Source organism: Micromonospora sp. B11E3, assembly GCF_039871625.1.
Taxonomy (GTDB): domain Bacteria; phylum Actinomycetota; class Actinomycetes; order Mycobacteriales; family Micromonosporaceae; genus Micromonospora.
The window spans coordinates 1-17,684 of the sequence record NZ_JBDPMC010000062.1 but is presented as its reverse complement, the minus strand read 5'-3'; the positions used below and the strand labels follow the sequence as shown (position 1 = coordinate 17,684).

Sequence of the window (17,684 nt, the reverse complement as noted above, 5' to 3'; positions counted from 1 at the left end):
CCGCGAGGGGGTCGGACGGCTCCGACGCCGGGTGGTCGTCGGGAGGGGGCAACGAGGACATGGCTGGCAACGGTGACCGTGCCGAGACCTGGACGTCGGAGCTCCGCGAGCAGCAGGCCGCGCTCGGCACGGACCTCGGCCCGGCGGACCCGGCGGCGTACACGATGCGCAAGCCGATCCCGGAGCCGATGCCCACCGACCGGCACGGCCCGGCCCGGATCATCGCGATGGCCAACCAGAAGGGCGGCGTCGGCAAGACCACCACCACCATCAACCTGGGCGCGGCGCTGGCCGAGTACGGCCGCCGCGTGCTGCTGGTCGACTTCGATCCCCAGGGTGCCCTCTCGGTCGGGCTCGGGGTCAACCCGCACAACCTCGACCTGTCCGTCTACAACCTGCTCATGCAGGACGACGTCACGCCCGAGGACGTCCTCATCAAGACGGACGTGGCGGGCCTGCACCTGCTGCCGGCCAACATCGACCTCTCCGCGGCCGAGATCCAGCTCGTCAACGAGGTGGCCCGGGAGATGGCCCTGGCCCGGGTGCTCAAGTCGATCCGCAAGGAGTACGACTACATCCTCATCGACTGCCAGCCGTCCCTCGGCCTGCTGGCGATCAACGCGCTGACCGTCGCCCACGGGGTGCTCATCCCCCTGGAGTGCGAGTTCTTCAGCCTGCGTGGCGTGGCCCTGCTCCTGGACACCATCGACAAGGTGCGCGAGCGGCTCAACTTCGACCTGGAGTTGGAGGGCATCCTCGCCACCATGTACGACAGCCGCACCACCCACTGCCGGCAGGTGCTCCAGCGGGTGGTCGAGGCGTTCGGCGACAAGGTCTACCAGACGGTGATCACCAAGACGGTGAAGTTCCCCGAGTCCACGGTGGCCGGCGCGCCCATCACCACCCTCGATCCGGCCTCGTCGGGCGCCCGCAACTACCGGCAGCTCGCGCGCGAGGTGATCGCCGCCCAGGCGGAACGGTAGGCCGTGCGCCGTACGACCGGCGGGCGCCCCGGGACGCACCTTCCCGTCGGGCCTTCCGGAGCGTGGACTACGGTCGTCCGGTGACCGCGCCGCCCCTCGACCCGCCCGCCGGGCTCCCGCCCGCCGACGGCGCGGCGACCGGCGCGTCCGGCCCGGCACCCGGCGCGGCGTCCGGCGCGTCCGGCCCGGCACCCGGCGCGGCGTCCGGCGCGTCCGGCGCGGCGTCCGGCGCGTCCGGCCCGGCACCCGGCGCGGCGTCCGGCGCGTCCGGCCCGGCGACCGCGGCCGACCCGCCCGCCCTGGCCGGCGCGCCCGACGGGACACCGGTGACGGCTTCGGCCGCCGAGGCTGGCCTGCCCGGCGCGGAGGCCGCCGGCTTCACCGTCCGGCTGGACAACTTCACCGGCCCGTTCGACCTGCTGCTGCAACTGATCGGCAAGCACAAGCTCGACGTCACCGAGGTGGCCCTGCACCGGGTGACCGACGAGTTCATCGCGTACATCCGCGCGATGGGCGACCAGTGGGACCTGGACGAGGCCAGCGAGTTCCTGCTGATCGCGGCCACCCTGCTCGACCTCAAGGCGGCGCGGCTGCTGCCCGCCGCCGAGGTCGAGAACGAGGAGGACCTGGCCCTGCTGGAGGCGCGCGACCTGCTGTTCGCCCGCCTGTTGCAGTACAAGGCGTTCAAGGAGGCGGCGGCGCACCTCGCCGAGCTGGAGGCGGTCGGCGGTCGGCGCTACCCCCGGTCCGTGACCCTGGAGCCCCGGTACGCCGAGGCGCTGCCCGACCTGGTCCTCGGCATCGGCCCGGAACGGCTGCTGAAGCTCGCGGTCAAGGCGATGACCCCGAAGCCGGTGCCCGAGGTCTCCATCGCCCACGTGCACATGGTCCGGGTCAGCGTGCGCGAGCACGCCGCGATCATCAGCGAGCGGCTGCGCCGCGCCGGCACGGCCACGTTCTCCCTGCTCTGCGCCGACTGCGAGGCCACCCTCGAGGTGGTCGCCCGGTTCCTGGCCCTGCTCGAGCTGTACCGGGAGGGGCTGGTCTCCTTCGTCCAGGAGCAGGCCCTGGCGGAGCTGACCGTACGGTGGACCGGTCCCGCCGACGGCGGCACCGACCTGCGCATCGACGAGTATGCCGGCAGCGTCGAGAGTCCGCCGCGCGATGTCGGCGACGTGGCGGGGTCCGGGCCACCGGGACCGGACCATGTCGGCGACATGGAGTCGATGGAAGGAGCGGGATGAGTGACGAGGAGCGCCAGGACTCGCTGGCCGACCAGGCGGCCGCCTGGGTGCCGCCGTGGGAGCGCCCCCGACCCCCCGCCGCCCGTCGCCCCGAGGAAGACCTTGGAAGCGAACGGCCCCCAGAGGAGCCCGATCCTTCCAAGATCTCGGAGCCGAGCGCCGCGCCCGAGGCCGCGGCAGCGCCCGAGCCCCCGGCGGCGGACGCCGCCGCGCAGTCCGAGGCCGAGCCGGATTCCGGCGGCGTGCGGTCCGAAGCGGCCGAACCGGATTCCGACGGCGCGCGGTCCGGAACGGCCGAACCGGATTCCGACGGCGCCCAGTCCGAAGCGGCCGAACCGGACTCCGGCGGCGTGCGGTCCGAAGCGGCCGAACCGGATTCCGACGGCGCGCGGTCCGAAGCGGCCGAAGCGGATTCCGACGGCGCGCGGTCCGAAGCGGCCGAGTCCGATTCCGGCGGCTGGCGGTCCGACACGGCCAAGCCGACGGGCGCGGCGGGGGAGCGGGGCGGCGGCGCGGGCGTACCCGGGAAGCAGCCGGCGGGGCGACGGCGGACGACCGCCGCGCCCGAGCCGCCGCCCGAGCTCGACGACCGCGAGCTGCGGGCGGCGCTGGAGGCCATCCTCCTCGTCGTCGACGAGCCGGTCAGCGAGCTGACCCTCGCCAAGGTGCTGGAGCAGCCGCCGGAGCGGGTCGGGGCGATGCTCGACGACATCGCGGCCGGCTACACCGCCGCCGGGCACGGCTTCGAGCTGCGCCGGGCGGCGGGCGGCTGGCGGCTCTACACCCGGCCGGAATACGCGACGTACGTCGAGCGGTTCGTGCTGGACGGGCAGTCGGTACGCCTGACCCAGGCGGCGCTGGAGACCCTCGCCGTGGTCGCGTACAAGCAGCCGGTGACCCGCTCGCGCATCTCGGCCATCCGGGGTGTCAACTGCGACGGGGTGATCCGTACGCTGGTCTCCCGCGGCCTGGTCGAGGAGTGCGGCACCGAACCGGACAGCGGGGCGTTCCTCTACCGGACCACCACGATGTTCCTGGAGAAGCTGGGGCTGAACTCCGTCGACGAGCTGCCCCCGCTCGCCCCGTTCCTCCCCGACGACGTAGAAGAGCTTGCCGATGCGACGCGATGACCGTGCCCCGAAGTCCGACGCCCCCGTGTACGAGGGCGCCGAGCGCCTGCAGAAGGTGCTGGCCGCCGCCGGCGTGGGCTCCCGACGCGCCTGCGAGGACCTGATCTTCCGCCGCCGGGTCACCGTCAACGGTCGGGTGGCCCAGCTCGGCGACAGGGCCGACCCGGCCCGCGACGTCATCCACGTCGACGGCGAGCGTCTGCAGGCCGACACCCGCCTGGTCTACCTGGCGATGAACAAGCCGCGCGGGGTCGTCTCCACGATGGCGGACGAGAAGGGACGCGCCGCCCTGTCCGACTTCCTCGGCAACCGGGTCGAGCAGCGGGTCTACCACGTCGGGCGGCTCGACGCGGACAGCGAGGGCCTGCTGCTGCTCACCAACGACGGCACCCTCGCCCACCGGCTCATGCACCCCTCGTACGGGGTGCCGAAGACGTACCTGTGCGAGGTCGCCGGGCCGATCCCGCGCAACCTCGGCAAGCGGCTGGCGGCCGGCGTCGAGCTGGAGGACGGCCCGGTGCAGGTCGACTCCTTCAAGGTGGTGGACACCCTGGGCAAGACCGCCCAGGTGGAGCTGACCCTGCACGAGGGGCGCAAGCACATCGTCCGGCGGCTGCTGGCCGAGGTCGGCCACCCGGTGTCGCGGCTGGTGCGTACCTCGATCGGGCCGATCCGGCTCGGCGACCTGCGCGCCGGACGGACCCGCCGGCTCACCAACGCCGAGGTCGCCGCCCTGTTCAAGGCGGTGGGTGACTGACCCGCGGTCGCGGGTACCACAACCGGTAGGCTTCCGTGACGCCCGCGACGGGGCGTCACGGCGGCGTCGCGCGCGGCCCCGGCAGGGCGCGGGCATGATTGACGACGACGGACAACCGCTCGCGGCGGGCCGCCGGGCCCCGCGAGGCACGGGCTGAGGAGGAACACGGTGGAGGAAAACGTACGGACCGGGCGCTGCGTGGTCGCTGTGGACGGGCCGTCCGGTTCGGGTAAGTCCACCGTCTCCCGGCGGCTCGCCGGCGGCATCGGCGCCCGCTACCTGGACACCGGCGCGATGTACCGGGCGGTCACCTGGGCGGTGCTGCGCTCCGGGGTCGACCTGACCGACGCCGAGTCGGTGGCCAAGGTCGCCGCCGAGGCCGACCTGCGCATCGGCACCGACCCCCAGGGGTACGGCGTGACCGTCGACGGCGTCTCCGTCGACCGCGAGATCCGGGGCCCCGAGGTGACCGGGGCGGTCTCCGCCGTGGCCGCCGTACCGGCGGTGCGGGCGCTGCTCGTGGCCCGCCAGCGGGAGCTGATCGACCAGGCGGGCCGGATCGTGGTCGAGGGCCGCGACATCGGCTCGGTCGTGGCGCCGGACGCCGACCTGAAGGTCTACCTGACCGCCTCGGCGGAGGCCCGCGCCCAGCGGCGCAGCGCCGAGGACGCCGCCGACGTGGCCGCGACCGCCGCCGACCTGGCCCGCCGGGACCGGCTCGACTCCACCCGCAAGGCCGACCCGTTGCAGCAGGCCGCGGACGCGGTGGTGCTGGACACCACGGAGCTGGGCATCGACGAGGTCGTCGACCGGCTGCGTTCGCTGCTGACCGAGCGGGGAGTGGCGTGACCAACGACGAGGGCTGGGTGGAGCTGCGCGAGCCGGACCTCGACACCGAGGAGCAGACCGGCCCGCAGCCCGTGGTGGCCGTGGTGGGCCGCCCCAACGTGGGCAAGTCGACCCTGGTCAACCGGATCATCGGCCGCCGCCAGGCGGTCGTCGAGGACGTCCCCGGGGTGACCCGGGACCGGGTGCCGTACGACGCGCAGTGGTCCGGCCGCGCGTTCACCGTGGTGGACACCGGCGGCTGGGAGCCGGACGCCAAGGACCGGGCCGCGGCGATCGCCGCGCAGGCCGAGGCGGCGGTCGCCACGGCCGACGTGGTGCTCTTCGTGGTCGACGCCGTGGTCGGCTCCACCGATGTGGACGAGGCCGCGGTGAAGATGCTGCGCCGCAGCGCGAAGCCCGTCATCCTGGTGGCCAACAAGGCCGACAACAGCTCCGTCGAGATGGAGGCGACCTCGCTGTGGTCGCTCGGCCTCGGCGAGCCGCACGCGGTCTCCGCGCTGCACGGCCGGGGCTCCGGCGACCTGCTCGACGCCATCCTGGACGCCCTGCCGGACGCGCCGGCCGTACTGGAGAACCGCCCCCGCGGCCCGCGCCGCGTGGCCCTGGTCGGGCGCCCGAACGTGGGCAAGTCCAGCCTGCTCAACCGGTTCTCCGGCGAGGAACGGGCGGTCGTCGACTCCGTCGCCGGCACCACCGTCGACCCCGTCGACAGCCTCGTGGAGATCGGCGGCCAGACCTGGCAGCTGGTGGACACCGCGGGCCTGCGCAAACGGGTGGGCAAGGCCAGCGGCACCGAGTACTACGCCAGCCTGCGTACCGCGTCCGCGATCGAGGCCGCCGAGGTGGCGGTGGTGCTGCTCGACGCCAGCGAGCCGATCAGCGAGCAGGACCAGCGGATCCTGTCGATGGTCACCGACGCCGGGCGGGCCCTCGTGCTCGCCTTCAACAAGTGGGACCTGGTCGACGCCGACCGCCGGTACTACCTGGAGAAGGAGGTCGAGCGGGAGCTGCGCCGCATCCCCTGGGCGATCCGGGTCAACGTCTCGGCCAAGACCGGCCGGGCCGTCGACCGGCTGGCCCCGGCGCTGCGCAAGGCGCTCGCCAGCTGGGAGACCCGCGTGCCGACTGCGCAGCTCAACCAGTGGCTCACCGCGCTGGTGCAGGCCACCCCGCACCCGGTGCGGGGCGGGCGGGCGCCGCGCATCCTCTTCGCCACGCAGGCCGGCACCTGCCCGCCGCGCTTCGTGCTGTTCAGCACCGGCCCCTTGGACGCCGGCTACCAGCGGTTCGTCGAGCGCAAGCTCCGCGAGGAGTTCGGCTTCGAGGGCAGCCCGATCGAGATCTCGGTACGCCCGCGCAAGAAGCTCGGCCCGGGCGGGCGGGGCAAGGCGCACGGCTGACCCGTGGGGTGGGCGGGGCCGCCAGCAGGCCCCGCCCACCCCACCCTCCTAGGATGCTCTAGGGGGTGTGAGAGGGTCGCGGCGCGCCGGAGGATCGGGTGGGGCCCGTGCGGACGGAGGGAAGATCGTGCGCTAAGCTGTACCGGCTGTCGCGGGGAGATGAATGCCGCGCGGTAGCATCGGGACGTGGCGCAGCTTGGTAGCGCACTTGACTGGGGGTCAAGGGGTCGTCGGTTCGAATCCGGCCGTCCCGACAGCGAGAGGGTTTCCACAGGTCAGCGGCTTGTGGAGGCCCTCAGTTTGTTGATCTGGCTAGACGTGGTGGCGTGTGAGGCGTTGCTGGACCCCTTGACTCGGGTGGGTTTAGCGAGCCGATCTTGGTTGCCTCTGCTGTGAATTGCCTGGTACGCGTACTGCCTCGGCGTCGTGTGGTCACTGCTGGACCGCTTAACGGCAGACGATTTCGGATATAAAGGGCACGGCCCCCTGTGGCTAATTCATGCGTGAGGGCAGCCCAGTTGCCGAAATCGCGACGATCATCTAGGCCATCCCGCGCGAACGCCGATGGCGTCACGGGGTTAGAGCGTGTCTCAGGTGGTGAGTTTGAGGTAGCGCTTGTGGCAGGTGAGTGCGGCGGCGAGGGTGACGAACGCGCAGTAGAGGCTGGCCGAGCGTTCGTAGCGGATGGTCAGTCGGCGGTAGCCGGTGAACCAGGCGAACGTCCTCTTGGCTCAGCCGTGAACTCCTCCTCGGTTAAGATCCCGGCGTCACGCAGTTCGCCGAGCTTCCGGAGCAGTCTGCGTCCGCCGGCTGGCGATCGTCCGAAGGAAGCCCCACGAATCCAGGGAGATACCGATGCCGGAGCCTGAGCCCGTTCAAGACGCCCACGCCGACGACGCCGACACGCCAACCACGGCCGAGACCGAGACCGAGACCGACGAGCCTGCCGTTTACGCAAATCGGGCTGCCCGACGCGGGAAGGGCAAGGTCGCCTCGCCTCATCCGTATGGAAAGGGTCAGCGCCTCGATGGTCGGGGCTCGGTCCAGAGCCCGCGCCAGTGGGGCAACCGCCGAAGTGGTTGATCCGTTGGTGGGGCCTTCGTCGGCACACGGCTCCGGGTGTCTGCGGCGATGGTGGCGGGGACGCAGCGCGCGAGCAGCAGGGGTCTCCGAACTTCGACGGCCTCAGTCAACCCCGAAAGGATGATCATCGCGGTTTACGCCAAGCGGATGCTTTGATATCGGGCCTGATGCGGTCGGTGCTCGTTGTAGTGCGTGACGTGTTCGGCCAGGGTCGTCAGCAAGGGCGGGGGTGATCCCGTTGAGGCACTCGCGACGTACCGTGCGCACCCGTCTCTCCGCGTACGCATTGGCCTCGGCGCTTGCGGCGGGGTATGCAGGATGTCGATGCCTTCAGAGGCAAAGAACGTGGGCGTGCACTTCGCGTCGCGGTCACGGATTACCTCTTCGCGAGGGCGACAGACGGCAACGACCGGTCCTGGACATCGTCTCGCAGTGCCCTTCAGGACCGGCCATGGCCGGGGAGTGCGGAGCTGTTCTCCACCTGGGCGATCATTGCCGACGGTGCCCCTCGCATCCAAGGGTGAGCGCTACCCTTCCACCGCTCTCTTGAGCGCCACGACGTGACCCCCGCGGTCTACCGTCGTGACACCCATGAACCAAGCCGGAGAGGCCATCACAATGAGCAAGCCCGTCGATTACGACGCACCGCGCCGACCCGTTGTTGAGGTTGAAGACGACAGCCTGGAGGAACTCAAGGCGCGCGGCGCGGCGTCACAGTCAGCGAGAGTCGACCTCGACGAGGCCGAGGCTGCCGAGAACTTCGAGTTGCCCGGCGCGGACCTGTCCGGCGAGGAACTGACCGTAGCTGTCGTGCCGATGCAGCCGGACGAGTTTCGATGCGCGCGCTGCTTTCTGGTGCACCACCGCAGTCAGTTCGCCGCACAGCCCGACGGCCGGGAGGTCTGCCAGGAGTGCTCCTGACCTCCACTGTCAGGGCACCATCTCTCGCCACTCCGGACGACCACCCAGCCACGCGTCGGCGAGGATCTTTGCGGACGCCCGACTCGGACAGGGGTGTAGCTTCGATCGGCCTGTGATGCCGCCGGTCTGCGCCTCTACTTCCCATCGCTGGCCGTCGGTGCGGATGTAGACGTCGCGACGCCCCCGCGGACTCCGGTCCCCGTTCCACCAATGGCGTTCGATTCTCACCTGCTGACCGTATAGCACCACCTGCAGAAAGACGAACGGTAATGATCTTGGGAAGGCGGCCGACATAATCGGGAAGCCACGGATTGTGGACGAGAGTCAGGAGACCTGACCGGGCCGGCACAGGACGCATCCGCGGAGCGCCGCCTTCGCAGCGCCGCGTATGTCTTTCTGAGCGGATGTCCGGCGAGCGTATCCACGACCGATCGAAGCGATTCAACAGCGCGCCGACAGCGACCACGTTCGACCGCCTCGGCGCACGTACCTCCCAGCCATCCAGTCAAGCCCCAAGCTGGTCATGTCATAAGCTGTCCGACTCTCATCACCGGTGCCGAGACGAGCGGCGCCTACACCGTGCGCTGTTGCACTGCGGCGCCCACCCCGACCGGCGTCCCGATGGGTGCGGCGGTCGCGGATCGCGGCAACAACCTCGACGGGGACACGTTGACCGGGATGGCCGACGCGACAACGTACGCGGGCAAGGCCGAGCGGCGGTCCACCGCCACCGCCCGATCTGGTGGTCCAGTCGTGGAGACGTGCTGATCCACCTCAAAGGGACGTCGGTACCTGCGACGCGTCGAACCGACACGCGTGGTAGCCCTACCGACTGGGCTCCGTTGCGTCGTGATGCCTAACGAGCCGTCGGCTTCCGGTCGGCGTCACGCTCGACACGGAACGGGGTGCGCAGGCGGGTCATCGCAGCCGAACTTACGTCGACGGCAGGTGTGTGGTCGAAAGCCGCATCTGCTCCCGGTGCTTCACGGAACAAATTCGGATCATGCGCGGTTACATCAGTCAAGAGCTGCTCCAAGTTTGCGCGCCAACGCGCGACCCACCCGCTCGCACATGCAAGCCGGGTGCCAAATGAGCGGGGCGGATCCGGCCGCTCGCCGGGGGGCGTGGATCCGTTTCGCTCGGCCCGTCGAACCCTAACCCAAAAAGCCATCGTGTACGGCCTGGGCCCGGGTGCGGGTAGATTGATCAACCAGTCCGCCGGTTCCGACCACGGCCTGCCTCTGATGTCGACCACCATGCGCCGCGACCAATCGGTCAGCGCCGTGCAGGGCGACCCCTTCCACGTGCGGAGACTCCCATGGCGGCACTCCGCCCCAGCAAGACACCCCTTGTCACACCCACCTCCTTCGCCGACCTTGGCGTGCCCGGCCGCCTGGTCGCCGCGCTCGAGCAGGCGGGCATCAACACGCCATTCCCGATCCAGGCCGCGACGCTCGCGGATTCACTCGCCGGACGCGACGTGCTAGGTCGTGGCAGGACGGGATCGGGCAAGACATACGCCTTCGCTCTCCCGGTCCTCGCCCGGCTCTCGGCCGCCACGTCTCCGCGGCTGCCCGGCCGCCCGCGCTCGCTCATCCTGGCGCCCACTCGCGAGCTGGCGACCCAGATCGAAGCGACGATCGCACCGCTGGCCACCGCGCTGTCGCTGCGGACCCTGACGATCTTCGGTGGGGTGAGCGCGCGGCCACAGGTCGGTGCACTGCGTGCCGGGGTCGATATCCTCATCGCCTGTCCCGGCCGGCTCGCCGATCACGTTTCGAACGGCCACGCGATCCTCGACGCCGTCGAGGTCACGGTGCTCGACGAGGCGGACCACATGGCCGACCTGGGCTTCCTGCCGCTCGTACGGCGACTCCTCGACAAGACACCGCCCCGCTCCCAGCGGCTGCTGTTCTCGGCGACGCTCGACGCGGGCGTTGACGTCCTCGTACGGCGGTACCTCTCCAACCCAGTCACCCACAGCGTCGACTCGGCGATGTCCCCGGTCGCCGCGATGACCCACCACGTGCTCCGGGTGCGTCACGATGACCGGCTTCCCGTCCTGATCGACCTGACGGCCGCCCCGGGGCGAACGCTCGTATTCACCCGCACCAAGCGGGGCGCCAAGAAGCTGACCAGTCAACTGGTCGCTTCGGGCGTGCCCGCTGTGGAGCTGCACGGCAACCTGGCGCAGAACGCCCGGACCCGCAATCTGGCGGCGTTCTCTGCCGGCGACGCCCGCACGCTTGTCGCGACCGACATCGCGGCGCGCGGTATCCACGTCGACGACGTAGCTCTCGTGATCCACGCCGACCCGCCTGCCGAGCACAAGGCATACCTGCACCGCTCGGGGCGGACCGCGCGTGCCGGAGCGAGCGGCACCGTCGTCACCCTGATGACCGACGACCAGGTCACCGACGTGCGCGATTTCACCCGCCAGGCCGGCATCAACCCGACGATCACCCGGCTTCGGCCCGGTGACTCGCTGCTCACCGAACTCGCCCCGGGCGAGCGCCGCTTCGTGACGCCTCCCGTAGCGACGACGGCGCCACATCACGGACCAGGCCACAGCGCCACGCGGCACCCGGATCCGCGCACGGCGACGGGCGGATCGACCGCCAGCGCAACGCGCGGGAGAGGCTCGGAAGGTCGTCGGGCGAGTGCCGCGGAAACGTCCGCCACACGGGGCGCGGCGGCGTTCTCTTCCGGCACGCGGGTTGGTAGCCGGCGCGGTCAGCGCTGACAGCGAAGACACCGCGCGCGTGGCGCGCCCGTGCTAGCCTCACCGGGTTGCAACCTTCGGTTTGTCGCATACTTTGCCAGCGCCTGGTGGGTATCTAACCCGCCAGGCGCTTTTTGTCCTGCCGGTTCTTCCGGACCAGCAGCGGCGGCAACCGAGGGTCCGTACGTGGCTCCATCCGCTACCCAAAGGAGAAGACATGGCATTCGGCACAGTCAAGTGGTTCAACGCGGACAAGGGCTTTGGCTTTATCGCGCAGGATGGTGGCGGCGCTGACGTCTTCGCCCACTTCTCCGCCATCTCATCGAGCGGGTTCCGCAGCCTGGAAGAGAACCAGCGGGTCGAGTTTGACGTCGAGCAGGGCCAGAAGGGGCTTCAGGCCGCCAACATCCGTCTGGTCTGACGTTGACTCCGCCAAGCCGTGGCGACGAGGCCTCGCCCGCCGCCACGGCGGTGGCTGAGATCACGGACCGGCGAATGCCGGTCCGCTCCGACACCGCGCTCCTTCCCGGCCTCAAACCGCTGGTGTTGCAAGCGCTGTCCGCCCCCGAGTACGCGGCCGGGACCGCCAGCATCGACCGGCTCCGGCTGGCCCCGGTGCCGCTGGTGCCAGAGGTGCGACTGGTCATGGCCGAGGACGCGATCGTCCTCTGGGCCCGACTCGAAGCCGAAGCGGGCCACGTCCTCCCGCCGCCGTTCTGGGCGTCGGCCTGGACCGGCGGACAGGCTCTCGCGCGTTACATCCTCGATCACCCGGACACCGTGGCCGGTTGCCATGTCCTCGACGTCGCATCCGGCTCCGGACTGGTCGCTATCGCCGCAGCGATAGCCGGCGCCGCCGGGGTAACCGCCAACGACATCGACCCCTACTCGATCGCGGCAATCAACGCCAACGTCCACGCCAACGGCGTCGAGTTGACCCTGTCGTCGAAAGACCTGCTTGACGGCGACGTTGACGGCGTGGATGTGGTGTTGGCCGGTGACGCGCTCTACCACCCGTCTGTGGCGGCCCGGATGCTGCCGTTCCTCGCCCGCGTCGTCGCGAAGGGCGCTCGGGTCCTTGTTGGCGATCCGGACCGGGGCCACGTTCCCCATGCTGGCTGGAGCGGGTGGCGACGTACGAGGTGCCGATAAGCGGCGCTCCGGAAGACGCGCAGCTTCACCTGACGAGCGTGCTCAAGCCACGACGCGACAAGGTGGACGACCGGCGGGGCCCGGCCACACGGCTGCGGCGTGAATCCCATCACTGCCGCACCCGTGAGTGAGCCGGAAGCTATTGCCAGCGCCACTGGCGCCGTGCGGGCGAGCGCCGTATCTGAGACGGTCTACGGCAACCGGTCAGAGAGCGATGGCCTCGACCTGTTCGACCCGCAGGGGCCGGCCGGCGAGGTCGTGAACATTCATAGATAACCGCCACCACTCGACGGAGAATTGTTACCGCCGAGCCCGGCCTGACCCGGCGCTACGAGGTCCCGCCTACGTCGTGTTCCAACTGTGAGAGCATCGCCTTCGGCCCCTGTTGGGGCTCGACCTGCCGGGCAGCCGCCTGTTCGTCGGCCGCCCTGGCGGAGTGCTTCTCGGCTCCAACCCCATCGCGGTTCGCTCGCACTTGATCAAGTAGAACCCACTGCCCATCCGAGTCATCAGGTGCCGATGGCTGGTCGGGTGACGCACCACGGTCTGACGGGGCAAACGGCAAGAAGCCCGTTACCGGCGTTCCGGCTACGGGTTTCTGACCTGGAAATATAGACCCGGGCGAGGTTGGCCTCGACGGTCTTCGGGCTGATGAACAGGCGCGGGATGCGTCGGAGGCCGTGCGGTGCGTACAGTTCCGGGTCGGACTTGGGGTGAGCCGGGTAGATCCGGCGCAGGGAACGGGACGAGACAGCGACGGCATGACGGCGGACAACATTACGGAAACCGGTCAATACGGCATTGATCCGACCCGGCTGGAGACCTGTCTCAGCGTCTTCGAGGCGTTGGAGGACCTTCCTCCCGATCACCCCGACGTGGTGCGGGTGCAGCGGGCCACCGCGAAGCTCTACAAGGTGATCAAGCAGCGGCGACGCAAGGAACAGCGGGATGCCATCGCGGCGGCCGACCGCGCGGTGACGGCGGCCACCGCCACCGGCGCGCCGGGCCGGATCGACGACGAGACCCAGGGCAACCCGCTCGCCTCCCCCACCGTGGGTGCCACGGCCGGCTTCCTGCACAATCCGCGCGGCTGCTACGTCTGCAAGCAGCGCTACCGCGAGGTGGACGCCTTCTACCATCAGCTCTGCCCGCCCTGCGCCGCGCTCAACCGGGAGCGCCGGGACGCCCGCACCGACCTTACCGGCCGGCGCGCGCTGCTCACCGGCGGCCGGGCGAAGATCGGCATGTACATCGCGCTGCGGCTGCTGCGCGACGGCGCGCACACCACGGTGACCACACGGTTTCCCCACGACGCGGTCCGCCGATTCACCGCGATGCCCGACAGCGCGGACTGGCTCCACCGCCTGCGGATCGTCGGGATCGACCTACGCGACCCCGCCCAGGTGATCGCCCTTGCTGACTCGGTCAGCGGCCAGGGACCACTCGACATCCTGATCAACAACGCGGCGCAGACCGTCCGCCGCACGCCTGGGGCGTACGCGCAACTCGTCGCCAGCGAGGTGGCGGCCCTGCCGGACGGTCCGCTGCCGGAGATGATCACGTTCGCCAAACCGGCCGGCCGGGGCGACCCGGCGGGCAGCCTGATCGGCCCACCGAAGTCGCCCGCGATCTCCCCGCACGCGCTCGCCGCGCTGGCGTTGACCAGCGGCTCCGCCTCGCCGGAACGGATCGCGGCAGCCAGCGCCATCGACGCCGGCGGTCTGGTGCCGGACCTCGACCCGGTCAACAGTTGGGTGCAGCGGGTGCACGAGGTGGACCCGGTCGAGCTGCTTGAAGTGCAGCTGTGCAACGTGACCGCGCCGTTCGTGCTGGTCAGTCGGCTGCGATCGGCGATGGCCGCAGCGACGGCCCGCCGCAAGTACGTGGTGAACGTGTCGGCGATGGAGGGCCAGTTCGCCCGCGGCTACAAGGGGCCGGGGCACCCGCACACCAACATGGCCAAGGCCGCGCTGAACATGCTGACCCGGACCAGCGCCCAGGAGATGCTGGCCGATGGCATCCTCATGACCAGCGTCGATACTGGCTGGATCACCGACGAGCGGCCCCACCCGACGAAGATGCGGCTGGCGGACGCCGGCTTCCACGCCCCGCTGGACCTAGTCGACGGCGCGGCCCGCGTTTACGACCCGATCGTCCGCGGCGAACAGGGCGAAGACTTGTACGGCTGCTTCCTCAAGGACTACGCGCCCTGCGCCTGGTGATCGGCCCGCCCACCCCGCCGTCGGCCGCCCAGGCTCAGGCCGGCACGGTCAGCACCGTCGCCCCGTCCACCACAGGTCCAGTAGGAGGTTATCCACAGGGCGCTGGACAGGATCGGTGCAACAAACCGGCCGGCCCTGGCAGAGGCCCTGTTCGATGCCATGAACTGGCGTACTCGCTGGCTGGAACCTAAGGGACCTCAAGGCTCCGCCCCGAACCCCGGCCCTCCTAATCTAATAGAGGGGCGAACGGTGATCGCCGCAGGTGGCGGCTGGTTGAGACGCCTCGGCCAATCTGGCTCAGGCTCTTGCGGTTGGTAGCCTGCGTGCCGCAGCGAGAAGGGCGAGCCATGAGCCAACGCAAACGAATCTGGATCGCCATTGCGTGCGCTGCGGCCGGCTCGTTGATGGTGGGGCTGCTGGGCTGCCTTGAGGCGCTGGTGCTATTGCTGCCCGACGCCGTGCCGTTACGTAACGGACCTGGACGGCAGGGTCGCGGACGAGGGGATGCAGAACTTCGTACCAGACATTCTGCCTGCCGCTGTCCTTGGCTGACCGGTCAAACGGCTGCCCGAACCTCGACCTCCTACGCAAACGAGTCCCCGCACGGCGGTAGCGCCTTCGCGCTCCGTCGGCGAGTCAGCGCGCGCGTACCAATGCATGATCGCCCCGCCGGGACCCGCGGTGAACAAACCGATGCTGGGGCAAGTAGATCGTCAGGGTGGTTCTGGGCCAACCGATGGCCTGAGCCGTCGGTCAGCCTCGGCCCCGGTCGGCCAGCCGCGTCTGCCGCCGTTCGGCGAAGGCCGGCACGGGCGGCCCCGACCACTTCACGTTTGCCAGCCGGTGGGGGCCCACGCCGGCATTGGCGAGGATGTAGGTCAGGTCGATCGGGTCATCGGCGGCGGCGTTTCTCGCCGGCCCGCCGTACGACGGTGCCGAAGGTGTAGGCGGGGTTGGAGCGGAATCGCGCCGGCAACTACCCGCCACCCTTGCGACGCCGGGGCGTGGTTCCTACGAGGCAGGCAACAGAAGCTTGGTAGAGTGAGTCTACGTAGAAGGCGTCTACGTAGACTGGGATTACATGATGGCGGGAACCTTCGTCGGCCGAACGGCCGAACTTGCCTTGTTGCAGAAGCGGCTGGACCGGCTCCGAACAGGGAGTGCCGGACTGGCGGTCACCATCCGGGGCCGGCGCCAGGTGGGCAAATCGCGGCTCGTCCAGGAGTTCTGCAACCGCGCTGAGGTGCCTTACCTCTTCTACGCCGCAACCAAGGGTGCGTCCTCTACCGAGGCGATCTCCACCTTCCTGGCCGAGTTGCGTGATTCACCGCTGCCGACGAACCCGGATTTGGTGCCGATATCCGCCGGAGGTTGGCCAGACGCCTTCCGGTCGCTAGCCTCTGTCCTCCCGGACGTCCCATCCGTGGTCGTTATCGACGAGGTTCCATGGCTTGCCGAGCAGGATGCGCTCTTCGACGGCGCGTTGCAGACGGCTTGGGACCGGCTACTGTCCACCAAGCCCGTACTCCTTCTGCTCCTAGGCAGCGACGTCCACATGATGGAGCGGCTGACCGCATACGACCGGCCGTTTTTCGGCCGCGCCGACGCGCTCGTGCTCGGGCCGCTGAACCCGGCGGAGACAGCGCGCGCGCTGGATCTCAGCGGGGCAGATGCAATTGATGCGCATCTGATCTGCGGAGGTCTCCCGGGGATCATTCGGGCCTGGCCACCGGCCAAGCCGCCGCTGGCCTTCCTCGAAGAGGAGTGCGCCGATCCGGCCTCGGTCGTCTTCAGCATCCCGGAAGCGGCGCTGCTGGCCGAGTTCCCCGCGCCGGACCAGGCACGCCGCGTCCTTGAGGCAATCGGTGGCGGCGATCGGGCCTATGCCAACATCGCCTCGACGGCAGGCGGCGCCCAAACTCCGCTCGCGTCCGGTCTGCTCTCCCCTCTCCTGCGCCGGCTGGTGGAGGAAAAGAGGGTGCTGGCCGTCGACGAGCCGCTGTCGACGAAGCCGAGCAGACCGGCGTTGTATCGAGTCGCCGACAGCAACTTACGCTTGTACCTGGCGATTCTCCGTGGCGCGCAGGAACAGGCCCGTCGAGGCCGCCCGGAGGCAGCATTCAAACTCGTCCAGCGGCGTTGGAAGGGATGGCGTGGCCGCGCCGTCGAACCGCTTATCCGAGAGTCCCTGGAACTCGCCGCGATCGCCGGAAGCCTGCCCTGGTCAGACGTGCAGGCGGTTGGGGGTTGGTGGAACCGCCAGTTCAACCCGGAGATCGACATCATTGGCGCGGACCGGGCGCCGGTGGCTCAGACCGTCTACTTCGCGGGTTCGATCAAATGGCTCAGCAGTCCTTTCGACGCGCGCGACCTTGCCGAACTGGCGGCGGGCGCGGCACAGGTGCCCGGCTTCGACCACGGCCGTTGCGGGCTCGTGATCGTCTCCCTCAGCGGCGTGTCGCCACAGGTCGACTCGACGAAAGCGGATGTGGTGTGGGGTCCTTCGGAGATCTTGTCGGCCTGGCGGGGGTAACCGCACAGGCCGCCTACGCGATCTGCTCCGGGTTGAGCCGCTTCCGCGCGATGCGATGGTTCTCGTGCGGGTGGGCCAGATGCGGCGGAGAAGTTGACTGCTCACGCTGAGCGGGTTCGCCGTGCGTTCGTTGCCGGAGACGAAGACGCGCCCGCGGTGGCAGTCGTTGTGAATCTCGCCGAACACCACAACGGCACGATCGTGCACCTCGACGTGCGTCCTGGCGCCGTGGACAGTTACCTGGCGTTGGCCCGGCGGGTTCAGACCGCCGCACAGCACGGCGGGTGACGTGGTCGACGACCCCTTTACTCGGCCGGATTATGCTTGAGGCGACCTGGGCAAACGTGCGTGAGCATGCCGCTGGGCCACCGGACTACTGGGGGACAAGTTGGACGCCAACGCGACGACGACGGTGGCCGCTGCCACCGTGGGCGCCGTGACGGTGAACGGACCTGAGGACGGACTCCCCGACTGGACCGCGATCGATTGGCGGGAAGCCGAGGACAACGTACGGCGTCTGCGGCAGAGGATCTTCACGGCGTCGAAGGCAGGGGACCTGCGTAAGGTCCGTAACTTGCAGAAATTGATGCTCCGTTCCCGCAGTAACACGCTGGTCAGCGTGCGGCGGGTGACGGAGGTCAACGCTGGTCGGATGACGGCCGGGATCGACGGTCAGGTGGCCCTGACC

General features: G+C 70.0%; 14 protein-coding genes, 1 tRNA gene and 1 pseudogene. All 16 read left to right on the top strand.

Annotated elements, in window-relative coordinates; all coding sequences use genetic code 11:
- Positions 1-59 precede the first annotated feature (59 nt).
- Positions 60-983 (top strand): ParA family protein, encoded by a 924-nt coding sequence (locus ABGB16_RS25210; protein WP_347670565.1) that lies wholly within the window; start codon positions 60-62, stop codon positions 981-983.
- Between the two features lie 326 nt (positions 984-1,309).
- The gene (locus ABGB16_RS25205; protein WP_347670583.1) at positions 1,310-2,227 is read left to right on the top strand and encodes a segregation/condensation protein A; all 918 of its coding nucleotides are present in this window, start codon (positions 1,310-1,312) and stop codon (positions 2,225-2,227) included.
- Positions 2,228-2,370: 143 nt separating this feature from the next.
- Complete coding sequence (scpB, locus tag ABGB16_RS25200) at positions 2,371-3,357, top strand: SMC-Scp complex subunit ScpB (RefSeq protein ID WP_347670582.1); 987 nt, start codon at positions 2,371-2,373, stop codon at positions 3,355-3,357.
- Entirely contained in the window at positions 3,344-4,114 is a 771-nt protein-coding gene (locus ABGB16_RS25195; protein WP_347670564.1) for a pseudouridine synthase, read from the top strand. Before scpB ends, ABGB16_RS25195 begins: the two co-directional genes overlap by 14 nt.
- A gap of 168 nt (positions 4,115-4,282) precedes the next feature.
- Complete coding sequence (gene cmk, locus ABGB16_RS25190) at positions 4,283-4,963, top strand: (d)CMP kinase (RefSeq protein WP_347670563.1); 681 nt, start codon at positions 4,283-4,285, stop codon at positions 4,961-4,963.
- A gap of 17 nt (positions 4,964-4,980) precedes the next feature.
- Positions 4,981-6,363, top strand: coding sequence for a ribosome biogenesis GTPase Der (gene der / locus ABGB16_RS25185; protein WP_347670581.1), 1,383 nt, complete (start codon positions 4,981-4,983; stop codon positions 6,361-6,363).
- A gap of 180 nt (positions 6,364-6,543) precedes the next feature.
- Positions 6,544-6,617: transfer RNA gene (locus ABGB16_RS25180), tRNA-Pro, on the top strand.
- Between the two features lie 1,447 nt (positions 6,618-8,064).
- Positions 8,065-8,367 (top strand): DUF4193 domain-containing protein, encoded by a 303-nt coding sequence (locus ABGB16_RS25175; protein WP_347670562.1) that lies wholly within the window; start codon positions 8,065-8,067, stop codon positions 8,365-8,367.
- Positions 8,368-8,988: 621 nt separating this feature from the next.
- Positions 8,989-9,135: a hypothetical protein gene (locus ABGB16_RS25170; RefSeq protein WP_347670561.1), complete on the top strand. Its 147-nt coding sequence runs from the start codon at positions 8,989-8,991 to the stop codon at positions 9,133-9,135.
- A 550-nt stretch (positions 9,136-9,685) separates the two neighbouring features.
- Entirely contained in the window at positions 9,686-11,110 is a 1,425-nt protein-coding gene (locus ABGB16_RS25165) for a DEAD/DEAH box helicase (protein ID WP_347670560.1), read from the top strand.
- A 196-nt stretch (positions 11,111-11,306) separates the two neighbouring features.
- The gene (locus ABGB16_RS25160; RefSeq protein WP_073838002.1) at positions 11,307-11,510 is read left to right on the top strand and encodes a cold-shock protein; all 204 of its coding nucleotides are present in this window, start codon (positions 11,307-11,309) and stop codon (positions 11,508-11,510) included.
- A 119-nt stretch (positions 11,511-11,629) separates the two neighbouring features.
- A pseudogene (locus ABGB16_RS25155) lies at positions 11,630-12,372 on the top strand (50S ribosomal protein L11 methyltransferase).
- Positions 12,373-13,002: 630 nt separating this feature from the next.
- Positions 13,003-14,463: an SDR family NAD(P)-dependent oxidoreductase gene (locus ABGB16_RS25150; protein ID WP_347670559.1), complete on the top strand. Its 1,461-nt coding sequence runs from the start codon at positions 13,003-13,005 to the stop codon at positions 14,461-14,463.
- Between the two features lie 1,081 nt (positions 14,464-15,544).
- On the top strand, positions 15,545-16,996 hold the full coding sequence (locus ABGB16_RS25145; RefSeq protein WP_347670558.1) for an ATP-binding protein: 1,452 nt from the start codon (positions 15,545-15,547) through the stop codon (positions 16,994-16,996).
- A gap of 156 nt (positions 16,997-17,152) precedes the next feature.
- Positions 17,153-17,284: a hypothetical protein gene (locus tag ABGB16_RS25140; RefSeq protein WP_347670557.1), complete on the top strand. Its 132-nt coding sequence runs from the start codon at positions 17,153-17,155 to the stop codon at positions 17,282-17,284.
- Positions 17,285-17,384: 100 nt separating this feature from the next.
- On the top strand, positions 17,385-17,684 hold a 300-nt coding region (locus ABGB16_RS25135), incomplete at its 3' end, for a reverse transcriptase N-terminal domain-containing protein (protein ID WP_347670556.1).